The 26,263-nt window shown below is 60.7% G+C and carries 22 protein-coding genes; 13 read left to right on the forward strand and 9 right to left on the reverse strand.

The window, feature by feature from the left end:
• Positions 1-107: 107 nt before the first annotated feature.
• Positions 108-1,463, reverse strand: a complete 1,356-nt coding sequence (locus tag JDW18_RS21590) for a histidine kinase dimerization/phospho-acceptor domain-containing protein (protein WP_425514820.1) — start codon at positions 1,461-1,463, stop codon at positions 108-110.
• A gap of 5 nt (positions 1,464-1,468) precedes the next feature.
• The gene (locus JDW18_RS21595; RefSeq protein ID WP_218241628.1) at positions 1,469-2,164 is read right to left on the reverse strand and encodes a response regulator transcription factor; all 696 of its coding nucleotides are present in this window, start codon (positions 2,162-2,164) and stop codon (positions 1,469-1,471) included.
• A 171-nt stretch (positions 2,165-2,335) separates the two neighbouring features.
• Here JDW18_RS21595 and JDW18_RS21600 point away from each other — a divergent pair, with 171 nt between their 5' ends.
• The 3 genes from JDW18_RS21600 to JDW18_RS21610 are packed head-to-tail and all read left to right on the forward strand — an operon-like array spanning position 2,336 to position 4,331.
• Entirely contained in the window at positions 2,336-2,923 is a 588-nt protein-coding gene (locus JDW18_RS21600) for a phosphatase PAP2 family protein (RefSeq protein WP_218241629.1), read from the forward strand.
• 56 nt (positions 2,924-2,979) lie between these two features.
• On the forward strand, positions 2,980-3,711 hold the full coding sequence (locus JDW18_RS21605) for a phosphatase PAP2 family protein (protein ID WP_218241630.1): 732 nt from the start codon (positions 2,980-2,982) through the stop codon (positions 3,709-3,711).
• Between the two features lie 44 nt (positions 3,712-3,755).
• Positions 3,756-4,331: a phosphatase PAP2 family protein gene (locus tag JDW18_RS21610; RefSeq protein WP_218241631.1), complete on the forward strand. Its 576-nt coding sequence runs from the start codon at positions 3,756-3,758 to the stop codon at positions 4,329-4,331.
• Between the two features lie 173 nt (positions 4,332-4,504).
• Here JDW18_RS21610 and pyk read toward each other — a convergent pair whose 3' ends face one another.
• From pyk to JDW18_RS21630, 4 genes are all read right to left on the reverse strand, one after another.
• Entirely contained in the window at positions 4,505-5,941 is a 1,437-nt protein-coding gene (pyk, locus tag JDW18_RS21615) for a pyruvate kinase (RefSeq protein WP_218241632.1), read from the reverse strand.
• A gap of 312 nt (positions 5,942-6,253) precedes the next feature.
• Positions 6,254-7,024 (reverse strand): abortive infection protein, encoded by a 771-nt coding sequence (locus JDW18_RS21620; RefSeq protein ID WP_218241633.1) that lies wholly within the window; start codon positions 7,022-7,024, stop codon positions 6,254-6,256.
• Positions 7,025-7,043: 19 nt separating this feature from the next.
• A complete protein-coding gene (locus JDW18_RS21625; protein ID WP_218241634.1) occupies positions 7,044-8,426 on the reverse strand; it encodes an aminopeptidase P N-terminal domain-containing protein in 1,383 nt (460 codons plus the stop codon).
• Positions 8,423-9,301: a sulfite exporter TauE/SafE family protein gene (locus tag JDW18_RS21630; protein WP_218241635.1), complete on the reverse strand. Its 879-nt coding sequence runs from the start codon at positions 9,299-9,301 to the stop codon at positions 8,423-8,425. The genes JDW18_RS21625 and JDW18_RS21630 overlap by 4 nt, the downstream gene beginning before the upstream one ends.
• A gap of 227 nt (positions 9,302-9,528) precedes the next feature.
• On the opposite strand from JDW18_RS21630, the gene JDW18_RS21635 reads away from it, so the two are divergent.
• Together JDW18_RS21635 and JDW18_RS21640 are read left to right on the forward strand one after the other, a co-directional pair.
• Complete coding sequence (locus JDW18_RS21635) at positions 9,529-10,824, forward strand: MASE1 domain-containing protein (RefSeq protein WP_218241636.1); 1,296 nt, start codon at positions 9,529-9,531, stop codon at positions 10,822-10,824.
• Complete coding sequence (locus JDW18_RS21640; RefSeq protein WP_246610164.1) at positions 10,817-12,304, forward strand: acyl-CoA-binding protein; 1,488 nt, start codon at positions 10,817-10,819, stop codon at positions 12,302-12,304. Before JDW18_RS21635 ends, JDW18_RS21640 begins: the two co-directional genes overlap by 8 nt.
• Before the next feature lie 102 nt (positions 12,305-12,406).
• On the opposite strand, the gene JDW18_RS21645 is transcribed toward JDW18_RS21640, so the two are convergent.
• On the reverse strand, positions 12,407-13,159 hold the full coding sequence (locus tag JDW18_RS21645; protein WP_246610166.1) for a nucleotidyltransferase family protein: 753 nt from the start codon (positions 13,157-13,159) through the stop codon (positions 12,407-12,409).
• 165 nt (positions 13,160-13,324) lie between these two features.
• Here JDW18_RS21645 and tkt point away from each other — a divergent pair, with 165 nt between their 5' ends.
• From tkt to JDW18_RS21670, 5 genes are all read left to right on the forward strand, one after another.
• Positions 13,325-15,370, forward strand: a complete 2,046-nt coding sequence (tkt, locus tag JDW18_RS21650) for a transketolase (RefSeq protein WP_218241637.1) — start codon at positions 13,325-13,327, stop codon at positions 15,368-15,370.
• A 141-nt stretch (positions 15,371-15,511) separates the two neighbouring features.
• Entirely contained in the window at positions 15,512-16,513 is a 1,002-nt protein-coding gene (gene gap, locus JDW18_RS21655; protein WP_218241638.1) for a type I glyceraldehyde-3-phosphate dehydrogenase, read from the forward strand.
• Positions 16,514-16,697: 184 nt separating this feature from the next.
• The gene (locus JDW18_RS21660) at positions 16,698-18,725 is read left to right on the forward strand and encodes a S8 family serine peptidase (RefSeq protein WP_218241639.1); all 2,028 of its coding nucleotides are present in this window, start codon (positions 16,698-16,700) and stop codon (positions 18,723-18,725) included.
• Between the two features lie 65 nt (positions 18,726-18,790).
• The gene (locus JDW18_RS21665) at positions 18,791-19,270 is read left to right on the forward strand and encodes a hypothetical protein (protein WP_218241640.1); all 480 of its coding nucleotides are present in this window, start codon (positions 18,791-18,793) and stop codon (positions 19,268-19,270) included.
• Between the two features lie 191 nt (positions 19,271-19,461).
• Positions 19,462-20,964, forward strand: coding sequence for a rhomboid family intramembrane serine protease (locus JDW18_RS21670; protein ID WP_218241641.1), 1,503 nt, complete (start codon positions 19,462-19,464; stop codon positions 20,962-20,964).
• Positions 20,965-20,976: 12 nt separating this feature from the next.
• On the opposite strand, the gene JDW18_RS21675 is transcribed toward JDW18_RS21670, so the two are convergent.
• A complete protein-coding gene (locus JDW18_RS21675; RefSeq protein ID WP_218241642.1) occupies positions 20,977-22,290 on the reverse strand; it encodes a hypothetical protein in 1,314 nt (437 codons plus the stop codon).
• A gap of 221 nt (positions 22,291-22,511) precedes the next feature.
• Here JDW18_RS21675 and JDW18_RS21680 point away from each other — a divergent pair, with 221 nt between their 5' ends.
• Complete coding sequence (locus JDW18_RS21680) at positions 22,512-22,913, forward strand: OsmC family protein (RefSeq protein WP_218241643.1); 402 nt, start codon at positions 22,512-22,514, stop codon at positions 22,911-22,913.
• Positions 22,914-22,977: 64 nt separating this feature from the next.
• On the opposite strand, the gene JDW18_RS21685 is transcribed toward JDW18_RS21680, so the two are convergent.
• Positions 22,978-23,259, reverse strand: coding sequence for a hypothetical protein (locus tag JDW18_RS21685; RefSeq protein WP_218241644.1), 282 nt, complete (start codon positions 23,257-23,259; stop codon positions 22,978-22,980).
• Between the two features lie 235 nt (positions 23,260-23,494).
• On the opposite strand from JDW18_RS21685, the gene JDW18_RS21690 reads away from it, so the two are divergent.
• Positions 23,495-24,427 carry a pirin family protein gene (locus JDW18_RS21690; protein WP_218241645.1) on the forward strand — a complete coding sequence of 311 codons (933 nt, stop codon included), beginning with the start codon at positions 23,495-23,497 and terminating at the stop codon, positions 24,425-24,427.
• Between the two features lie 316 nt (positions 24,428-24,743).
• Positions 24,744-26,144 (forward strand): aspartate ammonia-lyase, encoded by a 1,401-nt coding sequence (locus tag JDW18_RS21695; protein WP_218241646.1) that lies wholly within the window; start codon positions 24,744-24,746, stop codon positions 26,142-26,144.
• The last annotated feature ends 119 nt before the right edge of the window (positions 26,145-26,263 follow it).

Below are 26,263 nucleotides of genomic sequence, written 5' to 3' on the forward strand. Positions count from 1 at the left end.
GAGAGGTAACGCCCCCGGCAATGAATGACTGCAGTGCGCCGCACAACAGCTGTGGCCTGGGGAAAGACCAGCGGTCCCTTTCGGTAACCGCTTAGTAACCGGCTATTTTAACCGGCTGATGGCATTTCCATGCGGTAGCAGGTGGTGAAGCCTTGCGGCGCATCAGTCTGGATGAAACGCCCGCCATGGGCGCGCATGACGCGGTCCACGATTTCATGGCCCAGGTGCAGGCTGTCCACCGGGGGCTGGTGCTCAGGCGCCGCATCGCGGCGGCCATCGTCGCAGACCTGTATCCAGGCCATCTGCTGCTGCGCATCCAGCCCGGCCTGCACTTCGATCTGCGTGCCGCAAGGGGTGTGGCGCACAGCGTTTTCCACCAGGTTGCGCAGAGCGGAATCCAGCAGCAGTGCATTGCCACGAACCGTCAGGGCTTGCGGCGCCTCCACCGCAATCACGTCTTCGCGCTGCCAGGCCTGCTGGGCCTGGGCTGCGGCCACATCGCGGGCAATGTCGGCCCAGTTCACCATCTTCAGCGGCGCATCCTGCATGCCGCGCCCGGCTCTCGCCAGCGTCAGCAACTGATCGAGCACATGTCCTGCATGCATGGCGTCCTTGCCAATGCGCTGCAGGGCGGCATGCATGACAGGGTCAGCGCCTTCCCCCGAGCGCGTTGATTCCAGCGCCCGGGCCTGCAGCACGATGGAGGCCAGCGGCGTGCGCAGCTCATGGGCCACCTCATTGGCCAGATTGCGTTCACGCACCAGTGCCTCCTGCTGCCGGTCCAGCAAGGTGTTGATGGCGATGACCATGGGGGCCAGCTCACGCGGCACAGCCTCATCAGAGACCCGCTGGTCCTGATTCAGGTTCAGCCCCTGCACGCGCTGCGTGAGCTGATTCAGAGGCCTCAGCCCCCGGCGCATGGCCACGCCCAGCGTCACCACGATGATGGGCAGCAGCCAAAAGCCCGGCTCAATCATCTGCATCGCGATGTCATTGGCCAGGCTGTCGCGCTCGGCCAGCGAAATCATGACGACGACCTTGGCTTTTTTATCCGCACTCCACTGCGTGTAACTGCGCCAGGATTCCTTGGGCTTGCTGCCAATCGTGGCAAAGCCCTGCTCGATACCGAAATCGGGCAAGGGCGCCTGACCTGTGCGCGAAACGACGGCGCCGTTTTCGTTCCAGAGCACCACACTGAGCGACTCCTGATAGTCATGGGCATGCAGCCCCGCAGGCGGCTTGACGGGTGTGCTCTCCCGCACAGGAACATCGTCTTGCACATGCCAGTTCAGGGCCAGCGTGGCCACACTGGCTAGGTGCCCGTCGGTCAGCTCGTCGGCCTCATGCACACCCGTCTGATAGCCCCAGATGACAAAGCTGGCCCAGACCACGGCCAGCGCCGCCAGCATCCATGCCAGCAGCGTCAGCTGCAGCGAGCTGCGTCCCTGCGTCTTGGGTGCCAAGCTTTTCACTCCTGCTCCTGCGGCATGAAGTAGCCCACGCCACGCATGGTCACAATGACCTGAGGACCCAGCTTTTTGCGCAGATGGTGAACATAGACCTCCACCGCATTGCTCTCCACGGCTTCGCCCCAGCTGTAGAGGTGCTCCTCAATCTGCGCGCGCGACAGCACGCGGCCCCGCACCTGCAGCAAGGCCCACAGCACGGCAAATTCACGCGGGGACACTTCCACCTTGCGCCCAGCCTGCTTCAGCGTTCGGGATGCGGGGTCTATCTCCAGATCGCCATGGCGAATCACCGGCGATGCCTGCCCTGCAGCGCGGCGCATCATGGCGCGCAGCCTTGCTTCCAGCTCATCCATGTCAAAGGGTTTGACGAGATAGTCATCCGCCCCCAGATTCAGGCCCGCCACCCGGTCCTGAACCTGGTCTCGCGCGGTAAGAATCAGCACCGGCGTGGTCGGGTCTGGCAGCTGCGGCACGCCGGGGCGGGCCGTTTGCGCACGCAGGCGGCGCACAATCTCGCTGCCATCACCATCCGGCAAGCCCAGATCCAGCAGCACGGCATCAAAGCGCTCGCTGCTCAGCGCATGCCAGGCCTGTGCCACGCTGGCACACATGTCCACGGCATAGCCACGCTGCATGAGATTGGTACGCAGGCCCGCCGCAATACCTTCGTTGTCCTCGACGACCAGAATTCGCATGGCTGCATTGTGCGGGGCAATCGAATATCCACCGGGTTCACACGCCAACCGCAGCCCAGCGCACTTTTAGCAGAGGCTGGCTGCGCCCCGCCGTGCAGGCCTTGCCGACCGACATTCTTCGCCCTCTGGTTTGCGTTTAACATTTTGGCAATTCAACCCAGCAGCGCACCCATGTTCTCTTTCGACCCCCTGTTGTTTGCGCTGTTCAATGCCGACGCCCAGACGCCCTGGTACAGCATCCAGCTGGCGCGCATCCTCTCGCAATGGGTGCCCAACCTCAGTGCCGTACTGGTACTTGGCACCCTGGTCTTCGGCTCCCCCGCCCTGCGCCGCAATATGCTGATGCTGCTGCTTTCCATGGCGCTGGCCTGGCTGATGGTCAGACTCATTCGCTGGGGCTTTCCCACGCAGCGCCCCTATCAGATGGAGCTGGGCACGCTCTGGGTGCATCACGGCGGGCGCTCCAGCTTTCCCAGCCAGCACGCCAGCGGTGCCTTTGCGCTGGCAATGGCCATCAGTCTGGGTGTCACCCGCCATCGCAAATGGCTGGTCGTTCTGGCCTGGGGCGCGGCCATTGCCATGGCCTGGAGCCGGGTCCACCTGGGCGTGCACTTTGTGTCCGACGTGCTGGCGGGTGCCCTGCTCGGCATGCTCAGCGCCTGCCTGATCTGGCGTGCCACCCTCCAGCTGCGACGACGCCGTCATCTGCGCGTGCTGCCCAGAATCCGGCAGCTGCGCCTGCGCTGGTCCGGCGGGTAACCCCCTCACCAGCCGCTTTAAGCGCGCATTAAGACGCGCTTTCTATGGTGGCGGTCATGCGTTCCTCTGCCGCCCTTGCCCCCACCACCCACGAAGCCACACCACTCAAGGTCCTGAGCTGGACGCTTGTTTCCCTGGCCTGCGTGCTGGCCTGGGACCTGAGCGGGCTGGACATGCCCATGGCCCACTGGTTTGGCAACAGCCAGGGCTTTGCGCTGAAAAATGACTGGTTCATGGTCAATATTGCCCACGAAGGTGCGCGCAAGCTGGCCTGGGTCATTGTTCTTGGCCTGAGTCTGATGATCTGGTGGCCGCAGGGCCTGTTGCGCAAAGTGCCTTATTCACGCCGCGTTCAGCTCGTCGTGGGCGCCTTGCTTTCGCTGATCGTCATGGCGCTCATGAAGCGCGTCAGCGCCACCAGCTGCCCCTGGGACATCAGTGATTTCGGCGGTGTCGGCCACTATGTCTCTCACTGGGCCTGGGGCGTGACGGACGGTGGCGGCGGGCACTGCTTTCCGGCTGGCCATGCCTCGGCAGGCTTTGCCTTCATCAGCGGCTATTTTGCGCTGCGCCACTCCCTGCCGCGCACCGCCCGGGTCTGGCTGGCAACGGCCTTGCTCGCAGGCTTTGCACTGGGGCTGGCGCAACAGATGCGAGGCGCCCACTTTATGAGTCACACGCTGTGGACAGGCTGGCTGTGCTGGGCCTGCGGCTGGATCTGTGACCTGGTCGTCACCCGCCAGCAGGCCCAGCGCGACCTGGGCGACGCCGCACTCGCGCAGGACTGAGCCAAGACCGAGCGCCCGACCCATATTTTCAGAAAGACTTTGCCATGCTGCCCTTCGACCCACCCGTCTTTCATTTTCTGAATGCCAATGCCCAGAGCCCGCTGTGGTGGATACAGGCATCGCGCTTTGCCTCCAACTGGCTTCCCACCCTGTGCGCCCTGCCCGTCATTGCGGCCATGCTGGCACTGGGCAAGGGCTGGCGACGCAGCCTGCAACTGGCTCTGCTGTCCATGGCTGTTGCGTGGATTGCCTGCCGCCTGATTCGCTGGGGCATCCCCATGCCCCGGCCCGCCCAGCTGGGCATGGGTCATCAGTGGATACAGCACGGCTCCAGCGCCAGCTTTCCCAGCATGCATGCGGCGGGCGCATTTGCTCTGGCCATGGGTGTCAATCTGGGCGTAGGCCGGCACCAGCGCTGGCTGCTCATCTGCAGCTGGACCCTGGCCATCGGCGTCGCCCTCAGCCGCGTCGTGCTGGGCGTGCACTTTCCGTCCGACATACTGGCCGGCATGCTGACTGGCGCCGTCAGCGCCGCCCTGGTCTGGCGCAGCACCCTGCACATCAAACAAGCCCAGCGCCGCAAACGCCTGAAACAGCGCCTGCAACCCCAGACCAGCTAAGCACCGCTATCAAAACAAAAGCTGCCAGCGCTTATCAATAAAGCGCTGGCAGCCTTTTTCTTAGAACTAGCACACCCCAACAAAGAGACACCGAGCAAGAGCCGCCTCGCGGCGAAGGTGTCGTCCCCCTCCCGAAGAGAGAGGGGGAAGGCGCAAAGCGCCTCAGGGGGAGATCACTCCACCCGACAAATCTTGAGCATATTCGTCCCACCGGGCTGGCCCATGGGCTCGCCGCAGGTGATGGCGTACACATCGCCGGACTGCACGATGCCGCGTGCCAGCAAATGGCCCTTGGCCTGGTCCAGCGCCATGTCGCGCTCGGCGCTGGTATCCATCAGCAGAGGGCGCACGTTGCGGTACAGCGCCATCTTGCGCTGCGTGGCCAGCTTGGGCGTCAGGGCATAGATAGGGATGTGAATGCGGTGGCGGCTCATCCACAGCGCGGTCGAGCCGGAATCCGTCAGCGCCACGATGGCCTTGGCACCCAGGTGGTGCGCCGTGAACAGCGCGCCAATAGCGATGGCCTGGTCGGTACGCTTGAACTGGCTGTTGCTGAAGTCGGCATCCTTGACGCGGTCTTCAGCCGCTTCGGCGGCAGCGCAGATGGCGGCCATCTCGCGCACGGTTTCCAGCGGGTACTTGCCGGCTGCAGTTTCGGCGCTCAGCATCACGGCGTCCGTGCCATCCAGCACGGCGTTGGCCACGTCGCTGACTTCGGCGCGGGTCGGCACGGGGTTGGTAATCATGGACTCCATCATCTGGGTCGCAGTGATGACCACCTTGTCCATATCACGCGCCATGGTGATCATTTTTTTCTGCAGCGCAGGCACGGCTGCATTGCCCACTTCCACGGCCAGATCGCCACGGGCCACCATGATGCCGTCGGAAACCTTGAGGATTTCCTCCAGACGTGGAATGGCTTCAGCACGCTCGATCTTGGCAATCAGGCCAGGCTTGTGGTTGTACTGGGCAGCGGCCACATTGCACAGCTGGCGGGCCATTTCCATGTCGGTGGCGTTCTTGGGGAAGCTCACGGCCACATAGTCGGCCTGGAAGGACATGGCAGTCTTGATGTCTTCCATGTCCTTGGCGGTCAGCGCAGGGGCCGTCAGGCCACCACCTTGCTTGTTGATGCCCTTGTTGTTGGACAGTTCACCACCGAGCTTGACGACGGTGTGCACTTCTTCGCCGCGCACGGCATCCACCGTGAGCACGATCAGGCCGTCGTTGAGCAGCAGCACATCGCCTGCCTTCACGTCGCGGGGCAGTTCCTTGTAATCGAGGCCCACGCCGTTGATGTCGCCCAGCTCGGTGCGTGATGCATCCAGCACAAAGCGTTCGCCCGGCTCCAGCATGACCTTGCCTTCTGCAAACTTGCCCACGCGAATCTTGGGGCCCTGCAGGTCGGCCATGATGGCCACTTCACGGCCCGCACGCTGTGCCGCTTCACGCACCATGGTGGCGCGGTCGATGTGATCCTGCGCCTTGCCGTGGCTGAAGTTCAGGCGCACGACGTTCACGCCTTCGCGCACCATTTGCTCAAGCAGTTGCGGATCGCTGGAAGCGGGGCCCAATGTGGCGACGATCTTGGTTGCACGACTCACTTGCATGAAATGTCTCTCTCGCGATGGATTGATGTAATCGGGTTTCAATTCTTGCACGGAAGCGGTTACATGGCTGCATCTTCGGCGCTGCCGCAACAACGCCGCCACCCGCTGCCGGCTACCTCAAACAGTAGCGGCTTGCGCAGGTCTACCCTGAAAAATTCAATCAATAGCGATTAGAACCAATACAGAACATGCGCCAGCAGCTATCAATAATAGAGCGCTTCAGAGTCAGAAAAGCGGCGCACTGAGACTCTTGTGCACTGCATCAAGCAAGGCGTTGAAACAGTTTTGCCCGGCGGGTTCTAATGCCCGCCCTCACACCAGACCGTGTGACAGCAAATAGGCCACCAGATGGGCCAGAATGGCGGACTCCAGGCCATAGCGCCAGAACAGCACCCCCGCCAGCAGCCCGTAAACCACCTCGCACAGCAGCAGCATCACGCTAGGCAGTGGCGCCTGCAGCAACCAGGACAGAAGCACGGGAACCAGCCCCACCAGCAGGGCTGAGATGAGCACAGCCAGCCAGCCCAGCCGCTCACTGGGGCGGCGCCGCGCCTGCCCGAACAGCCGCCAGACGGACCACATCACCAGCGTCAGCACGCCGTAGCGCAGCAGTAACTCGCTGGTGATGGCGCCATACAGCAGCTTGGGCAGCAGCGGCAGGCTGTAGATCGGGTCCACCACCGAAAGGCTCTCGGGCCAGAACATGACCAGGGTCACCAGCCAGGCCGCACCGATGATGCCGCCCGCCAGCCCCGGCAGGCTCAGAAAACGAATTCCGCGCCAGGGCGAGCGCCCCTGCAGCGCAATGGTGAACAGCGGCGCCCCCAGCCCTACACGCGGCCCCAGCGTCACACCAGACAGGACAGCCAGCGCCAGCAGCATGCTCAGGCACAGAGCCACAGACCAGCGCTCCACCGGCATGGAGAACATATCCTCCAGCTGGATCAGCCAATTCGTCTGCATGGAAAGCGCCAGCGAAAACACGCCCGGCATGCCCAGCAGCCACAGCATCAGCCCCAGCCGCCAGCTACGGCTTTCCTGAGGAGGGCGGTGAACCGCATTCTGGGCAAACGATGGGCGCATGGTCGGGCGGCCTCTTGCGTCAGCCGCGCATCAGGGCTTCGATCTCATCGGCCTTCACGGGCACGCCGCGGGTGATGAGTTCACAGCCTGTAGCGGTGACGATGGCATCGTCTTCGATACGAATGCCGATGTTGTGGAACTGCTCTGGCACGCCCGGCGCGGGGCGCACATAGATGCCGGGCTCAATGGTCGTCACCATGCCGGGCTGCAGAATGCGGCTGGGGCGGTTGGCAATGGTTTCGCCCGAAATCGGATCCTTGCGTTCACTGACCACGCCCAGCTCGCTCGGCTCCACATAGCTGCCGCAGTCATGCACATCCATGCCCAGCCAGTGGCCGGTGCGGTGCATATAGAACTGGAAGTAGGCACGCGACTCAATCACGTCCTGCGCCGTGCCGTATTTGGTCCTGTCCAGCAGGCCCAGGTCCAGCATGCCCTGCGCCAGCACGGCCACCGTGGCATCGTGCGGGTCATTGAAGCGGTTGCCTGCCTTGGTAACGGCCACGGCTGCATCCTGACTGGCCAGCACCAGGTCATGCAGCGCACGCTGCGGGCCAGTGAACTTGCCGTCGGCCGGGAAGGTACGCGTGATGTCACTGGCATAGCCATCGAGCTCACAGCCTGCATCAATCAGCACCAGCTCGCCGGGGCGCACCAGCGCCTTGTCGGCCTGATAGTGCAGCACGCAGGCATTGGCGCCCGCCGCCACGATGGAGCCGTAAGCCACATATTGCGAGCCATGCTGGCGGAACTCGTGCAGCAGCTCTGCATCCAGATGGTATTCACGCACTTCCTGCCCCTGGCGAATCATGCTGGCAGAACGCTGCATGGCGCGAATATGGGCCTGGGCGCTGATCTGCGCGGCGCGGCGCATGATGTCCTGCTCGTGCGCGTCCTTGACCAGTCGCATCTCATCAAGCAGCGCGCAGGCATCGCCCTGCTGTGTGGGGCACAGCACGCCAAAGCGCGAACGGGCACGCACCTGGCCCAGCCAGCCTTCCACCTGCTCCGCCAGCCCCTTGTGCGTAGCGAAGGGGAACCAGACGCGCTCGCGGTTTTCCAGCAAACGCGGCAGGCGGGTGTTGATTTCATCACTGGAATAGGCCTTGTCCACGCCCAGCTTGTTCAGCGCAGCGTCCGGGCCCAGGCGGATGCCGGTCCAGACCTCGCGGTCAATGTCCTTGGGCTGGCAGAACAGCGTGCTGCGGCCGTCGCTGGTCAGCACCAGGCAGGCGTTGGGTTCGCTGAAGCCCGTGAGGTAATAGAAATAGCTGTCGTGGCGATACAGATACTCGGTATCGCGGTTGCGGTGCAGCTCGGGGGCCGTGGGGATGATGGCGACGCCACCGTCGCCCAACTGGGCGGCCAAGCGTGCGCGGCGTTGGGCGTAAACAGAAGTCATCCGCCTATCGTACTGCCGGTTGAGCCACAGCACACTGTGGGCCGATAAGGTATGTCAGCTATCGCGGCCTTCGCTGACGTCGCACTGAACAGAGACGCCATCGCATCATCAGGCACCACAGGCTCGGGCTGGCCCGCCTTGAAGCCTGACCACAGCAGGCTCAGCCCCGAGAGAATCAGCAAACTGCAGACCAGCCACTCCACCAGTCTTCTGGGCAGGGCTGGCGGGTGTCGGGCGCTCCACCATGTCACACCGGTGACTACCGGGAAGGCAATCGCCGTCCACCCCAGCACAGCCCAGTTCAGTTGCCCCTGCGCCGCCACCATCACTGCCCGCAACAGTGCACAGGTGATAAACATGGCAAACAGACAATGGCGCACCAGCATGCGATCCATGGGCTGGCGGTAGAGGTGATAGACCATGGGCGGGCCAGGCGTGGCAAACAAGCCGCCCAGCAGCCCTGAAGACAAGCCCGCAAACCACAGGGCGCCCGGGCCTGAGGGTTTGTCCAGCGCCTTCTTCTGCGTCAGCAGCAAAAGCGCGCAAAGCACAATCACCACGCCCAGCAGCATGCGCAAGCCGCTCAGCGCATTGCCGCTGAGCCAGTGCAGCATCAGCACGCCGCCGATCACCCCCAGCACGCTGCTGATGAGCATGGGCTTGAGCATCGTCCAGTTCGCCTGAAAACGGTAGGCCCGCATATAGCTGACGCCATTGATGATGGACAGCAGGCAGGCCACATTGGCCGCATCGGCGATAGGCATCAGCTGCGTGGCGCCTGCGACGCCCACAAAGATCAGGCCAAACGCAAAGCCTGTGAGGTTCTGGCAAAAGCTGGCCAAGGCGACCAGTGCCATCAAGAAAACGATTTGCATGCAATCACCCGATGACGGCCACAAATGGGACTGTGGGATTGCATCCGGTTGCGCCAGTCAGAAAGCCAAAAAGCATAGCAGACGGCGAGAGCTTCACACCCTCAGGAATTTCTGTAATCAAAATTGGCCGCCGGCTTTTTATATTGGCAGGGAAGTGGCTGCATCGCGGCCTCTGTTTCAACGCCTGGCGGGCCTTCAAGGGTTCGCCGCCTGAGGAATCACCCGGCATGCCTACCAAATACGAACGCCCCGCCTGGCACCGCGCCATCACCTTGTTTGCCCTCTATCTGCTGGTGGGCTACGGCTGCTCATGGCTGGTGCGGGGCCAGAGCCAGTCCGCTCCCGTATGGCTGGGCGCTGCTGTGCTGTTTGCCTTTTTCATGCATGGCCGCAGCATGGCCTTGCTGTTTGCCAGCGGCTGGCTGGCCGCCACCTTCTGGGGCTGGCAGGCCCACAACCTGGGGCTGCTGCAAGCGCTTGCCTTCGGCCTCATAGAAACAGGCTGCGCCTGGCTTGGCGCCAAGGCTTTCAGCTATCGTTCCAAGAGTGAACCACTTGCCATGCAGACCACATTGCGCCTGCTGGCCGGTGGCGTCATCACCGCCGCACTGGGCGCGGCACTGGCGGCGCAGTTCTGGACCTACCTCAACCCCGCCACCCTGTGGCGCCTGGAGTGGCGAACCTGGGCGTTTTCCACCCTGCTGGGCATCTTGCTGCTGATTCCTGTGGTGCTGGCCTACCAGGGCTTTCGGCCACGCCGATCCGGCGGCATGACACGCAACCAGTTTCTGGCCGGGCTGGTGGCTTTTATCCTCTTCGGTGTGCTGGCGCTCAGCGTGTTCTCACCAGACGTGCAGCGCTGGGGTACCTCTGCCACCACGCTGGCCTATCTGCCCATGCCCTTCCTGCTAGCAGCGTCCATGCTGTGGGGGCCACGCGGCGGCTCCGTCGCCATGCTGATTGGCGGCCTGCTGATCGTGGGGCGCAGCGCCACGGGCGCGGGGCCTTTTGCGGTGCAGGATGCCTTTGCTGGCGAATCCGCGCTGGAAGCGCAGGCCTTTGTCGCCATCTGGGCTGTGCTGCTGCTGTTTGGCCGCAGCCTGGAGGATGAACGTCACCGTGCCTTGAACACGGCCAAGGACTGGCAGCTGCGCTTTGCACGCACGCTGGCAGCCACCGGTGTTCTCAGTGCAGAGTTTGACCCCTTCACTGGCGAAGCCACCTGGAACCCCGGTGCCGAGCAGATTGTGGGCGCGCATCTGGACAGTCTGCAGACCATGGATGACTGGCTGTCTCATGTAGATGCCGCCAGCCAGCCCATGGCCCATGCTGCCTGGGAGCGCGCCAAGTCCGGCCACAACGTGCAGGCCGACCATTACGAGGTGCTGCTGGGCGGCATCAGCTACTGGGTAGAAGCCTCTCTAGCCCCCATCTTCGGCCCCGATGGCGCCGTAGAAGAAGTTGCTGCCGTAGTGCGCGTGATGCCTGCCGCACCTGTAGCCACAGGAGCCGCCCGTGGCTGAACCCGCCGTCTTTCTGATTCACGGCCTGGGCGGCACACAGTACGACCTGGGCTCCATGCACAAGCGGCTGAAAAATGCGGGCTTTGTGACCTATTCACTGATGCTGCCCGGTCACGGAACCACGCCCCAGGATCTGGTGGGCGTCACCGCCGAGGACTGGATAGAAGCCGTTCGCCAGAAGTACCTGGAAGTCATGTCCTTGCACGAAGAGGTGCATGTGATGGGCATGTGCATGGGCGCCCTGCTGGCCATAGAAACCGTCAAGCGCGAGCGCCACACCAAAGGCAAGCTGATCGCGCTGGTTCCGCCTCTGTTCTATGACGGCTGGGCCACGCCCTGGTATGCCTTTGTACGGCACATTCTCTACCCCATTCCCGGCGTTGCGGCGCGTTGGAAGATTGAGGAAGGCGACCCCTACGGCATCAAGAACGAGCAACTGCGCGCCATCGTTAAAGCCAAATTCGCACGCGGTGACAACTTTCACTACAACTGGTTCCCGCTGGAATGCGTGCGCCAGGTGGATCGTCTGCGCGCCATGGTGCGCAAGGACTTGCGCAAGATCGTCGCACCCACACTGGTCATTCACGCGCGAGAGGACGACCTCACCAGCCTCAGCTCTGCCAACTATGTGGTGCAGAACATCAACGGCAAAAAGGGGCAGACCAAAGCCCGCATGGTGGTGCTGGAAGACAGCTATCACATGGTCTGCGTGGACAACGACAAGGAAATCGTTGCCAAGAGTGTGCTGGAGTTCATCGGCGCCAACGCCGCCGGATCGCTGGGCGTGCCCACCGCCGATGCAGGCATGACGCTGCAGCAAATGCAGGAGCTGTCTGCACAGGCGTGCGGCGACCTGGAAACTGGCGACTTCGCGGCGCTCTATGCCCGTGGCATTCCAGACTTTGCCTGGTTTCAGCCCGGCCACAACCGCACCACAGGCTGCCATACCGGCCACAAAGGCCTGGCGCGCCTGCAGCAATGGGCTGCGGCCAGCGATGCTGCGCCAGCCATCAAATTCACCACATTTGGCAGCGCCAGCCTCAACAGCGGCATGGTGGTGACGCCTGCGGTTTTGAGCCACGGCGCGCTGCAATCGCCGGGTGTGCTGGCCCTGTCCATGCGCAAAGGCAAGCTGCTGGAGGCGCGTTGGTTCCCTGACGATGTCGAAGCCGAAGACACGCACTTTGGTGGCGAGCCGGTGCAAGACGGCCCATCGCCCGCCGAAAAGGCCTTTGAGCAGGCTTCGGTCACCTCCAAAACCTTGCAAAAAGCGCCCGACAACGACACGCTGCTGGCTCTCTATTCGCTCTACAAACAAGGCAGCGTGGGCGACTGCAGCGGCACTCGCCCCGGCGTGATGGATGTGGTGGGCCGCGCCAAGTTTGATGCGTGGATGGCGCGCAAAGGTGCAGCACGCGATGCGGCCATGAGCGAGTACGTGGCGCTGGTCACCCGGCTCAAGCAGGAAGACAGCGCATAACGCTCACTATTTCATAGCTGCATGCGCTTTATTAGCAAAGACTACAGCATGAAATGGTTTGATTTTTGAAGCAGCAGGCCTGCCGCCGCTACCACCTCAGGTTCAGCCCTGATTGAGCAGCTCCAGCCGCTCTGGCGTGCCCACATCCACCCAGCGCCCGGTGTACAGCGACGCACCCACACGTCCATCGGCCATGGCGCGGCGCAGCAGCGGCGCCAGCGGTGCGCGCACGCCTTCTGGGTTGCCAGGCTCTACGTCAAACCAGGGCTGCGCAAACAGCTGCGCTTTCAGTAGCGCAATGGTGCTGTAGGTGTAACGCTGGCGTTCATCATCGGCGGGCAAATCCAGCGCCTTGCCGCCCTCCAGCCCAAAGTCGCCACGCGGGTTGTGCGCAGGGTTGGGCACCAGCCACAGATGGGCCAGTTCATCGCTTTGCGCAAAGGCCTGTGCAGCATCGGCAGCAAAGGTGAAATCCGGCGCGTACACATCGCCCGCAGCCAGCCAGAAAACCTCGCCCAGCTGCGGCAGGGCGCGGCTGATGCCGCCTGCGGTTTCAAACGCTTTTTCAGGCTCTGCAGAGTATGAAAGTGATAGCAGTTTGCGCTCACCCTGAGCAGGCTGCAGCACAAATTCATTACCAAAGTACGCAGGAATCTGCGCGCCCAGCCAGCCAGTGTTGATGACCGCCTTGGGCACGCCCGCAGCAATCAACGCCTGCATATGCAGTTGCAGCAGCGGCACGCCCTGCACCTTGAGCAAGGGCTTGGGCGTGACATCGGTCAGCGGCCGCATCCGTTCGCCACGCCCGGCTGCAAGCAACATGGCTGCAGGTTGAACAATGGTTGGGGGAGTCATTTCAGCAGTCATGCACGGTCAACTTTCGAGAAACTTTCATGCAGGCCCAAGCCTGTTTTCAGGACAGCACTGTAGAGCATTGACCCGCACCGCGCCTGCGAAAATTGGGCCTCTATTAAAATGCTGGGCTTAGCAGAATTACTCCCTCCTTTTCGGAGCGCCCTGATGGCCAACACTCAAAATATGGCGAATGCAATCCGTGCACTCGCAATGGATGCCGTTCAACAAGCCAATTCCGGTCACCCCGGCGCCCCCATGGGCATGGCCGACATGGCCGTTGCGCTGTGGAGCCGCCACCTCCAGCACAACCCCGTGAACCCTCACTGGGCCAACCGCGACCGTTTCATTCTGAGCAACGGTCACGGCTCCATGCTGATCTATTCGCTGCTGCATCTGACCGGCTACGACCTGCCCCTGGATGAGCTGAAGAACTTCCGCCAGCTGCACAGCAAGACCGCTGGTCACCCCGAAGTGGGCGTGACTCCTGGCGTGGAAACCACCACCGGCCCTCTGGGTCAGGGCATCACCAATGCCGTGGGCTTTGCGCTGGCTGAAAAGCTGCTGGCTGCCGAGTTCAACCAGCCCAAGCACGAGATCGTCGATCACCACACCTACGTGTTCCTGGGTGACGGCTGCCTGATGGAAGGCATCTCGCACGAAGCCGCTGCACTGGCTGGCGCCTGGAAGCTGAACAAGCTGATCGCTCTGTACGACGACAACGGCATCTCCATCGACGGCAAGGTCGCCCCCTGGTTCATCGACAACACGCCCGAGCGCTTTGAAGCCTACGGTTGGAACGTGATCCGCGCCGTGGACGGCCACAACGTGGACGCGCTGGACAAGGCCATTGCCGCCGCCAAGAAGAGCGCCGACAAGCCCACACTGATCTGCTGCAAGACCAGCATCGGCAAGGGCTCGCCTAACCGCCAGGACACCTCCAAGGCACACGGCGAACCTCTGGGCGCCGAAGAAATCGCGCTGACCCGCGCCGCTCTGGGCTGGACATACGGCCCCTTCGAAATCCCCGCCGATGTCTACACCGACTGGGACGCCAAGGACCAGGGCGCCAAGGCCGAAGCTGGCTGGAACGAAAAGTTCGCCGCCTACGCCGCCGCCTTCCCCGAGCAAGCCGCCAACTTCACCCGCCGCATGGCTGGCGATCTGCCCGCCAACTTCGGTGAAATCGCTGCCAAGATCGCTTCTGACGCGCACGACGCCGGTGCTACTGTGGCCAGCCGCAAGGCCAGCCAGTTGGCTCTGGAAGGCCTGACGGCGGCTTTGCCTGAGCTGCTGGGCGGCTCTGCCGACCTGACAGGCTCGAACCTGACCAACACCAAGTCCACCCCCGCTTTCCGCGTGGACGACAAGGGTGCCGTGGTCAAGACCGAAGAAGGCCAGATCGGCCGCCACATCAACTACGGTGTGCGCGAGTTCGGCATGGCCGCCATCATGAACGGTGTGGCGCTGCACGGCGGTTACATCCCCTACGGTGGCACCTTCCTGACCTTCTCCGACTACAGCCGCAACGCCATCCGCATGGCCGCGCTGATGAAGCAGCGCGTGATCCATGTGTTCACGCACGACTCCATCGGTCTGGGCGAAGATGGCCCCACTCACCAGTCCATCGAGCACGCAGCCAGCCTGCGCCTGATCCCCGGTCTGGACGTGTGGCGCCCCGCTGACACCACAGAAACCGCTGTGGCCTGGACGGTGGCCCTGAGCCAGAAGAACAAGCCCACAGCCATGCTGCTGAGCCGCCAGAACCTGGCTTACTCGCCCAAGTCCGAAGACGCGCTGGACAACATCGCCTGCGGCGCCTATGTGCTGAGCGAACCCAAGGACATCGGCTTCAAGAAGAAGGCTCAGGCCGTCATCATCGCCACCGGCTCCGAAGTGCAACTGGCTCTGGCTGCCCAGAAGCTGCTGGCCGAACGCAAGATCGCCGTGCGCGTGGTCTCCATGCCCAGCAACACCACGTTCGACCGCCAGGACGTGAAGTACAAGAAGGCCGTGCTGCCCGCAGGCCTGCCCCGCATTGCCGTGGAAATGGGCGTGACGGACGGCTGGTGGAAGTACGGCTGCGACGCCGTGGTCGGTATCGACACCTACGGCGAGTCCGCTCCCGCACCCGTGCTGTTCAAGCACTTTGGCTTCACCGCCGAGAACGTGGCTGACACTGTGCAGGTTGCCCTGCAGCGCGCTGCCAAGTAAGCAAAAGGGGCCTAGTGCCCCTTTTTTCCGGCTGAAATGCAGGCTTTTGCTGCTATCAGCCATCCGGACGAGGCCATCGGCCTGCCAGTCCGGGCACAATCCGCTCCGGTTTTTTCATTACTCACTATTGACGAGGCAACTATGACGATCAAGGTAGGCATCAACGGTTTTGGCCGCATCGGCCGCAACGTGCTGCGCTCTGCAGTGCAAAACTTCTCCGACATCGAAATCGTCGGTATCAACGACCTGCTGGAACCCGACTACCTGGCTTACATGCTGAAGTACGACAGCGTGCACGGCCGCTTTGACGGTGAAGTTTCCGTCGAAGGCAACACCCTGGTCGTCAACGGCAAGAAGATCCGCCTGACCCAGGAGCGCGACCCCGCTGCTCTGAAGTGGAACGAAGTCGGTGCCGACATCGTGATCGAATCCACCGGCCTGTTCCTGACCAAGGAAACCGCCCAAAAGCACATCGACGCTGGCGCCAAGAAGGTCATCATGTCGGCTCCTTCCAAAGACGACACCCCCATGTTCGTCTTCGGCGTGAACTGCAAGACCTACGCTGGTCAGGCCATCATCTCCAACGCTTCGTGCACCACCAACTGCCTGGCTCCCGTGGCCAAGGTGCTGAACGACAAGTGGGGCATCAAGCGCGGCCTGATGACTACCGTGCACGCTGCTACTGCTACGCAAAAGACCGTGGACGGCCCTTCGAACAAAGACTGGCGCGGCGGCCGCGGCATTCTGGAAAACATCATCCCCTCCAGCACCGGCGCTGCCAAGGCTGTGGGCGTGGTGATTCCTGAGCTGAACAAGAAGCTGACCGGCATGTCCTTCCGCGTGCCTACGTCCGACGTGTCCGTGGTTGACCTGACCGTGGAACTGAACAGCGAAGCCACCTACGAAGAAATCTGCGCCGAAATGAAGGCCCAGTCCCAAGGCGCTCTGAAGGGCGTGCTGGGTTACACCGAAGACAAGGTCGTCGCCACCGACTTCCGCGGTGAAACCTGCACCTCCGTGTTCGACGCCGAAGCCGGTATCGCGCTGGACAAGACTTTCGTGAAGGTCGTGTCCTGGTACGACAACGAGTGGGGCTACTCCAACAAGTGCCTGGAAATGGTGCGCGTGGTCGCCGCCAAGTAATCTTTGCGGATTACCAACCAAAACGGGCTCTAGCGCTTATCTGCTAAGCGCTAGCAGCTATCAAAAAGCCAGCATCGGCAACGGTGCTGGCTTTTTTCATGGCTCGCAAAATACCAAATTTCAGTGATATGCATTTTTTGACAATCACCACACCATGGCCGCTCATCCACATGAGGAGCGAGACATGCAGTCACATGGTGAACCCACCCTGAACCCATCCAGATTGCGCTGGGCCGTGCTGGCTCCGCTGGCGGCTGCAGCGCTTGTGGCCTGCGGAGGCGGCGGGGGCGGTAGCAGCAGTGAACAAACCGCAGATGCCTGCCCCGAAACCGGAGCCTATGCCTGCAAGAGCGGCGAGACCGAGCCGCTGTATACCTTTCAGTGGGCGCTGAACTACGCCAAGAGCTGGTTTATGGACAACGCCGACGGGGGAGCATATGGCGGCGGCTACGACTTGAACGTGGAGCCTGTGCATAAACAAGGCATCAAAGGCCAAGGTATCAACGTGCTGGTGATTGACTCCGGCGTGGATCTGGCTCATGAGGATTTGAAAGACAACGCCGATATTGGCATGTCCTGGAACTTCGAGACCGACATGCCAGACCCCTCCCCTGCACTAACAACGCAAACTTCTAGCTCGGGCCACGGTACAGCTGTGGCGGGCATCATCGGAGCTGCTCAGAACGGCAAAGGGGTGATGGGTATTGCGCCACGCGCCCGCATCGGCGGCGCCGCCATAGTGACTGACAATAGCGACATCTGGACGCTGGCCAACTTCACCTCCGCCTTCGGGGGAGCATCTTGGTCAAGCAAAGTGGATGTCATCAACGGCTCCTACGGCGGTGACACTGAACTCCAGCCTTACAACCTCACCGACTCTGCAGAGATTGCCCCAATTCGCAGCAGCAAAAACATGCGCAATGGAAAAGGGGTTGTCTTTATCAAGGCAGCGGGCAATGAATTCGATGACGCCGCCGCTGGCGAAATCAACTGCGGCCCTTTAGAAGGGTTGTTTGGATGTATCAACCCCGCCAATGACCCCGCCACGCTGGAGCCCAACACCATCGTGACTGCGGCCCTGAATACCAAGGGACAGGCCAGCTCCTATAGCAGTGCCGGATCTGTGTTGTGGATTACCGGTCTGGCTGGCGAGAGTGGCGCTTTGGGCCGCTACGGTGAGCTTTCCGGACGCACACCAGCCGCGATTGCCGCAGGAGGTACGGGCGACGGACCCACGATTTTCTCCACTGATATCAGTAGCTGCTCGGCTGGCTTCAGTCAACAACCCAAACCACTATTTGGCGGCGATTTCATGAAAGGCCTGTCGGAGCTCATTGCCGGAGTGCCCGACAATCCAAACTGCGACTACACCTATATGAACGGTACGTCCTCAGCGGCTCCGACCATTGCGGGTGTCACGACCTTGATGCTGAGCGCCAATCCCGATCTGACCTGGCGCGATGTCCGCGATATCCTGCGCCTGTCAGCAAGGCAGGTCGACCCCAACTATGCAACGCGCACACGCAATGACCAGTTGCTTCAGGTACCTTTGCCCTATAACGCACTTTTTGACCTCAAGACCAATAGCTTTGTCGCACAAACAGGCAGCGCCAAAGACATCGTCGCCGGGGCCACACAGATCCCTGTGGAGCTGGGGTGGGTGCGTAATGCAGTGGGGGCTGTCTATTCCAACTGGTATGGCTGGGGCTTGCCCGATGCAGCCAAAGCGGTGGAACTAGCGCAGCTCTACAAAAAGGAGCCATCACGCAGTCGCTCGGCAACCCAAGTCATTCCAAGTTTTAATACCGTCGCAGGGTCCGCTCCAGTACCCTACCAGCAGGTAAGCCAAATTGCCCAGTTCGAGGGCGACAATCAGATCGTTGATGAGTTTCAGGTTCGCCTAAACAGCCAGAACACCTGTCTTGGCTCCGTCGGAATCGTGGTGGAATCGCCGTCGGGCACCAAGTCACTGCTTAAGTTGCCGATAGATCATTTCGTCAACCGCCAATCTGCTCCTCAATCGATCAGTCAATATGGCTTAGGTAGCTATGCCTTCTACGGCGAAAGCGCCAAAGGCACGTGGAAAATCTATGCCGCAGCATCCAATCCAGTGATAAATGGCAACCCCACGCCCGCTTGTACCCCCCTGGATGGAGCGGGACAGGCTAACGGGGCGACCATCACTGTGGAAGCACGAGTCATTGCACAGTGAGGACTCATTCCATGAAGCCATCGCACCGATACCACATATCCCCTTCATTTCGATTTGGAGCAAACATGCTGCACTTCCATCGACTCCTTTCATTGATTCTGCTTGGCTGCACTTTCATGGCGCCAGCACTGCAAGCTCATGCCCAAACCAGTTACAGCACGGGCCAGCGCCTGAGTGAAGTGCAGATTTCCGCGCTGAATGCTCAGCCGTCCATTGACATCAAAGGCCAAAACTATCGCTTGCTATCTACTGGTACTTCTTCACAAGGCCTGCCATTTAGCCTGGTGCTTGGTCCCAACGGTGTAGTAGGACAGTCTTTTCACGAACTGCTGATCGCTGAGATTCCAGTGCAAACCGTGCGAGCACAGTTTTCCGATGTGATCGCACAAGCAGCAAGCGTGCAATATCAGGAAGCTGCTGACATGACGATTTTGCGCTTCACAACACTGGCACAAGCGGCTGCGGCATTAAGGCAAATTCAGAAGCTAAAGTCTGGCGTGGAAGCGGGTATCCCCATCACTTTCGAACTTCCTCGGACCCGTTGAATCCTCTCTCCGATCTATTAAGAAAAAGCCTGTATCTTTTACTCAGTAGTCGTTGAATGCTATCAAAAATGCAGCTCCGTTCCGGTGCTGCATTTTTGTTTGCGTGCATCTCCACGCATATTCACTGCAAAACAAATGTCCTAAGCTAAAGTCATCTGCACCCACCAAACGCCGATTTTGCCGCCGAGCCCATGTTTCTTGCCATCCCTCTTGAAAACAAGCCTTCCTGGCGCTCACCGCCGTGGATGACCGTGCTGCTGATCGTGATCAACTGCGTGATTTTCTGGGGCTGGCAAGCGCCTGAGGAAAAGGCGGTGGAACGGGCCGCTCAGGTCTATGCCAAAACGGATTTACCAGCGATTGAGCTGCCGCTGTTTCTGAACCACCTCAAGGAGCAGGTGGCACAGGGCAGTGCACGCTATGAGCGCAATACGGTGCAGGCGGCCGAGTCTCTTTTCAAGCACAAGGCCTATGGTCAGCTTTATGCGCTGATGTGGCAGGAAAAGAAGTTTCGCCAGCAGTTGCAGGATGGGCAGATCATCACAGCCAGCCACCCCAGACATGCCGAGTGGCAAGCGGCACGCCAGCAGTTTGCGCCGCTGGAGCCACGTAGCAGTTTTACCGAGCGCTGGTCCATGAGCTATGAGCCCGGCGCGGGCTGGCAGCCGCTGCAGGCGTTTACCTCCATTTTTCTGCATGGCAGCACCGGCCACCTGCTGGGCAATATGGTGTTTCTGTTCTTGTTTGGCTTCACACTGGAACTGGCACTGGGCGCTTTTACCTATCTGGCGTTTTATCTGATTGGCGGTGTGGGAGCCTCGTTGTTTGCTCTCATTTTTTATGCAGGCATGGGGGGTTATGGCCTGGGTGCATCAGGCGCGATTTCGGCGCTGATGGCCATGTATGCGGTGATGTACCGCATGCGGCGTATCCGCTTTTTCTACATGCTGCTGTTCTATTTCAACTACGCCACCTGGCCAGCGCTCATCATGCTGCCAGTGTGGATGAGTGTGGAGTTGCTGCAGCATTTCTGGGGTGGCAAGCAGGTGGCCTATATGGCCCACTTTGGCGGGCTGCTGACGGGTGCCGTGCTGATGTGGGTCTATATGCGTTTGCAGACGGTACAGGCACCGGTCAATGAAGATGAACTGGCACGCGCCACGGCCAAACCGCTGACCGATGCCATGGCGCGCGCCCAGCGCTTTACCGATGCACTGGATTTTGGGCGTGCCGCCCCTGCCTGGCGCGAAGCGGCGCGGCTGGCACCTAAAAATCTGGAGGTTCTCAAGGCCTGGTTCGAGAGTGCTCGCCATCACCCCGGCAGCGAGGATTTTCATGGTGCTGCCCGCCTGATTTTCAAGCTACCCGCAAGTACTGATGCGGAGCGCCAGCTGCAGTTGAGCAGTTACCGAACCTACCGCCAGCGTGCCAAACCCTCTGCGCGCATGAGCGTGGACACCATGCATGGGCTGGTGCGAAATTTTGTGCGCATCGGTGCTTTGCCCGAAGCAGAAAAGCTGTGCCAGTCTCTGCACAAGGCCAGCGATCATCCGCACTGGCCCGCTACCTTGCTTTTGCTGGTAAACGGCATGGCTCAGGCGGGGCAGATACAGCAGGCAAAGTCATGGCTACCCGCCCTGCAACAGGCTGCACCGCAAGACCCGGTGACGCGCTGGCTGGCCCAGCAGGGGTAGCCTGAGCGTGGCCTAACTGCCGAGCTTTTCCAGCTCCTCACGCAGCACCCATTCGACTTCCTTGGTGCTCGCATGCTCAGGAAATAACTGCTTCATGCGCATATAGACATGAACGCCTTGCATGGGCTGCCCCATGCCCTGTTTGTAGGCTCTGACCACCAGTTCCAGCATGGCTGGAACCTGGGGCTGGCCTGCAAAGCGTTTTTCAAAATGCTTTGCCAGAATCAGCACATATTTCGGCTTGCCCGCACGCCAGGCCTGCTGTGCCAGGTCGTAGCTGACCTGTGCCGATAGCAACTGAAAATCTGGCTTGCGTTTCACGCAGCTGACCCAGGCCTCCAGCGCCTCGCTGGCTTTTTGCTGCACCATCAGCAAGGGGATGAAGCGCTGCGCCAGCTCGGCCATCGCATCTGCTTTGTCAGTCAGCTTGAGCACACGGAAGTAGCGGCGCATATCTGCCAGACTTTCAAGGTCTTCACGCTGCCATTCGCGGGCCTGATTCACCGCCTCGTCCATCTTGTTGTCCTGCACCAGGCGTGCAATCGCCGCATCACGCCGCTTGGCCTCCAGCTCTCGCGGGTCGGCCACTACTGCGGTCACACCTTCGGGGGCCTGCACGGGCTCAATATCCAGCGCGGCATGGTGCTGGTACATGACATAGCCAATCATGGCGGCCATGACCCAGGAAAAGTAAATCGTCGCAAAACACACCAGCGGCAGGACCAGCGCAGGCTTGGCCCGCGTCAGCAGCAGCTCCAACACCATGGGCGCGCCCTGCTGCAGCAAGAACAGGAAAAAGCACAGCAGCAAATATGATTTGCCGATACCAAAAATCGTGGCCAGCAGCTCAAAGGGGTTGATGGCTGAGCTCAGGCGCTGGGTGTTGATGAGCACCATCCAGGTCGCTGGAATCAACAGCGCTACAAGCAGATTGGCAATCACACCCAAGGTCAGGCTACGGCTGGCTAAAAAACCGATAAACAGCCCGAATACAAAGAGCACACCAAAGAATTTCCACGGCAGCCATTTCCAGTCTGCATCTTCCTGGTCCCGACGGAAATCCGAGCTGTGCGTAATACCCCGTGATGCAAATGCGGAGACCTTGAAGCCATAGCGGCTGATGGCCAGCAGCAACCCAAGCCCCACCGCAAAAATGCCGATAGGCCCGAACATCAGGCCATAGCTGCAGGCAGAGAGAACCAGTGCATAGATCAGCGGCTCCGTCTGCAATGGAAACAGAAAAAAGCTATTGAGCTTTTGCCAGAAAGGCGGAATTTTCCATTCAGAACTATCTTCCGGCTGACGCACGCCACGTATGGAGTTCAATGCCGTTCTCCCTGTTTTTTATAAAGACCTCTTCCATTCATCGGCACGGCAAACGATTGGCAATCGCACCTCCGAAAATGGCTTTTCTTCTATTCTGATTCAGCCCGGTTCCAGGCTGCTTTTTCATTCACGCGAGTTTCGCGGGCATATTGCCAGACAGCGCAAGCCAGAGCTTTGCGCACTCTGCACGTAAAGTGATGCTGTTTTATGGAGACTTCGCAATGATTCACAGTGCACATGCACAAAGCAGCCCTCAGTCCTACCGTGTCACACTGACCGATGCCCAAGGCCACACCTGGCACGCCGATGAGCCCACCGCTCTGGGCGGCAGCGATACTGCTCCCAATCCCATGGATCTCATGCTCTCGGCACTGGGCGCATGCACCGCCATTACCCTGCACATGTACGCAGGCCGCAAGCAGTGGCCGCTGAGCCATGTGGATGTGGACCTCAAGCTCAACCCCGAGAGCAAGCCCGCCGACGGCAACCAGATCACACGCAGCATCACCCTGCATGGCGAGCTGGATGATGAGCAGCGCCAGCGACTGCTGCAAATTGCCAATGCCTGCCCGGTGCACAAGCTGCTGGAAGGCAAAGTGGAAATTCCCACCGCCCTGGCCTGAGACCCCCAACAAAAAAAGCCCTGCAAATTCTTGCAGGGCTTTTTTGTTGGCTGAAGTAACCCGATTACACAGTCACTTCCAGCGCACCGACTTCCACATAGTGTTCAAACTCACGTTTGGCCAGATAGGCGGTTTCGGGCTGCTGGTCCTTGGGATCAATCCAGGACAGCACATAGCTGGCAATGGCGGTATCCACCTTCATTGCCGTGCCAACGGGAATCGCCTCGGATGGACCATCGCCCACACGATGCTCGACCTTGCCAGTCACTCGGGCCTCAAAGTGCTCAGGGTACTGCTGAACTTCGATGGCAGAGATCTGGTTGCCATGGGTAGTTTGTTCGGTCATCTGTATTCCTCCTGCCAGTGTTGGATTCTCAGCGCGCGAGTGGCGCCTGTCGAAGAGCCACTGTGCGTGACCCGTGCCTTCAAAATAAACGGCCCTGCGCTGGACCGCTGTCAGCCATTTGGCTGAATCGCCTTGAGGATGTAACCCAGTGCAAAGCGTTGACTGATTCTGCCGTCTGATTGCGCAAAAACCGCATTTCCCTGCACACTCAAAGCCCTTGCCGTCAGGATTTGTCATGAGTGAATCAAAGAACTTACAACGCCTTCCCACCCGTATCGCCGATGTGGGCGGCATCCCCATCCACCGAGCCATTCCCCAGCGCGCCCTGCGCAAAGTCGGAGCCTGGTGCTTTCTGGACCATGCAGGCCCGGCCGAACCACCACCGCCCGGCATGCAGGTTGGCCCTCACCCCCATATTGGCCTGCAGACCTTCACCTGGATGATTCACGGCGAAGTGCTGCACCGCGACAGCCTGGGCAGCGAGCAGATTATTCGCCCGGGGCAAGTCAACCTGATGACTGCCGGGCGGGGCATTGCGCACTCCGAAGAAAGCCAGACCACCAAGGTGCATGCAGCCCAGCTGTGGATTGCGCTGCCAGACAGCCACCGCAATATTCCACCGCGTTTTCAGCACTACCCCGACCTTCCCGCGCAACAGGTGGGCGACTATCAAGCGACCGTGCTGGCGGGCGAATCGCTGGGGCTGACTGCCCCTGCCGAAGTGCACTCCCCCCTCATGGCGGTGGATTTGCATGCCGCAGCCAGCGCCCAGCCAGCGCGGGCCAGCTTTCCTCTGCGCGCAGACTTCGAACATGCCGTGATGAGTCTTTCCGGCCATGTGACGGTAGAAGGCCAGCACCTGCCCGAACAGGAACTGTTTTACCTGCCCGCAGGCACCACATCGGTCGAGCTGGAATGCAGCCCTGACAGCCGCCTGCTCATCATTGGTGGCGAGCCCATGGATGAAGCCATTTTGCTGTGGTGGAACTTTGTGGCCCGCACCACGGAAGAAATGCAGCAAGCCCGTGCGCAGTGGGAAGCCGAAGCCGCCACCGACGCCCTGACAGTCAATGGCGCAGCGCGGCGATTTGGCCCGCCAGTCACCTCGCCACTCAGCGCCTTGCACGCACCTTCGCTGGAAGGCGTGGCACTTCGAGCCTCGAAATAAGCGGTTTCCTGAAAATTCCCCGCTTTCATTTCGCACCAAAACAGTGCGAAATGAAAGTCACGGAATCAGAAGTTAATTGCAATTAAAAACTTTTACAAGAATTTAGCTGATTTAAAGCGCAAAGCAATCACCAGCCATTCGGCACCCAAACGTTATGCATGAAACGTTTGGACTCATGCATTTCTTGCTTTCATAATTCAACCCAACGCCCTGGCCACGAGAACGCGACCGCTGTTTTCTGTCCGGGGCGTTGCCACGTTTGAACACTCATCAGACGCGGGCAAGGTTTTTTTATCCAACTCAAGAAAGCAGATCCATGCGTCAAGAACACGACTTCATCGGCATCAAAACCATCCCTCCCGACGCGTACTGGGGCGTTCACTCCGCACGCGCAGTGGAAAACTTCCCCATCACTGGTCATTCGGTGGCGCACATGCCCGAACTGATCCGCGCGTTTGCCTTTGTCAAAAAGGCCGCAGCCCAAGCTAATCTTCAGTTTGACGCTATCAATACCAAGCAAGCCACCGCCATCGCCCAAGCCTGTGACGACCTGATCGCCGGCCAACTGCACGAGCAGTTTGTGGTGGACGTCATTCAAGGCGGCGCAGGCACCTCCACGAATATGAACGCCAATGAGGTGATCGCCAACCGTGCCCTAGAGCACCTGGGATTGCCCAAAGGCAGCTACGACGTGATTCACCCGAATGACCACGTCAACGCTTCGCAGTCCACCAACGACTCCTACCCCACCGCCGTCAAGCTCGCCACCTTTGCTGGCATCCAGAAGCTGCTGACCGCCCTGGCCGAGTTGCGCGCTGCATTTGAAGCCAAGGCTGGCGAATTTGCCCACATCCTGAAAATCGGCCGCACACAATTACAAGACGCCGTGCCCATGACGCTGGGCCAGGAATTTGCCGCTTTTGCCGCCATGATTGCCGACGATGAAAAGCGTCTGCGCGAGTCCGCCTATCTGATGACCGAAGTGAACATGGGCGGCACCGCCATTGGCACCGGCATCAACGCCCCCGTGGGCTACACCGACGCGGTGGTCAAGGCGCTGGCCGAGATCTCGGGCGTGCCCGTGGTCAAGGCTGCGGACCTGATCGCCGCCACTGGCGACACCGGCGCTTTTGCCGACATTTCCGGCATCCTCAAGCGCGTGGCGGTGAAGCTGTCCAAGATCAGCAACGACCTGCGCCTGCTGTCCTCCGGCCCTCAGGCTGGCGTGGGCGATATCAAGCTGCCTGCACGCCAGGCAGGCTCGTCCATCATGCCCGGCAAGGTCAACCCCGTGATCCCCGAAGTGATGAACCAGGTCTGCTTTGAAGTGATCGGCAACGACGCCGCCATCACCATGGCCGTGGAAGCTGGTCAGCTGCAGCTCAACGCCTTCGAGCCACTGATGGCCTGGGCACTGCACAAGAGCCTGAACCACCTGAGCAGTGCCTGCAAGACGCTGCAGGTGAACTGCGTGGAAGGCATTGTGGCCAACCAGGACCTGCTGGACGCGCGCATTGCTGAATCGGTGACGCTGGTGACCGCACTGAACCCGCTGATTGGCTACGAAAAGGCCGCCAAGATTGCCAAGACCGCCATCGCCAACGGCAAGCAAATTGCCGTGGTGGCAGAAGAGCTGGGCATCATGAGCGCAGCCGAGATGAAGAAGCTGCTGGTGGCCGACAAGCTGACGCAAGCCGGTGCACTGACCGCAGCCTGATGCGCCGGGCCGCCTGCGGCTCAGACATCAGCACACACCAAGGGCATGTCCATGCGGGCATGCCCTTTTTGCATTCAAACTATCAAAAACATAGCTGATAGCGCATATTGAATAAGCGC

The organism is Comamonas fluminis (assembly GCF_019186805.1).
GTDB classification, from domain to species: domain Bacteria; phylum Pseudomonadota; class Gammaproteobacteria; order Burkholderiales; family Burkholderiaceae_C; genus Comamonas; species Comamonas fluminis.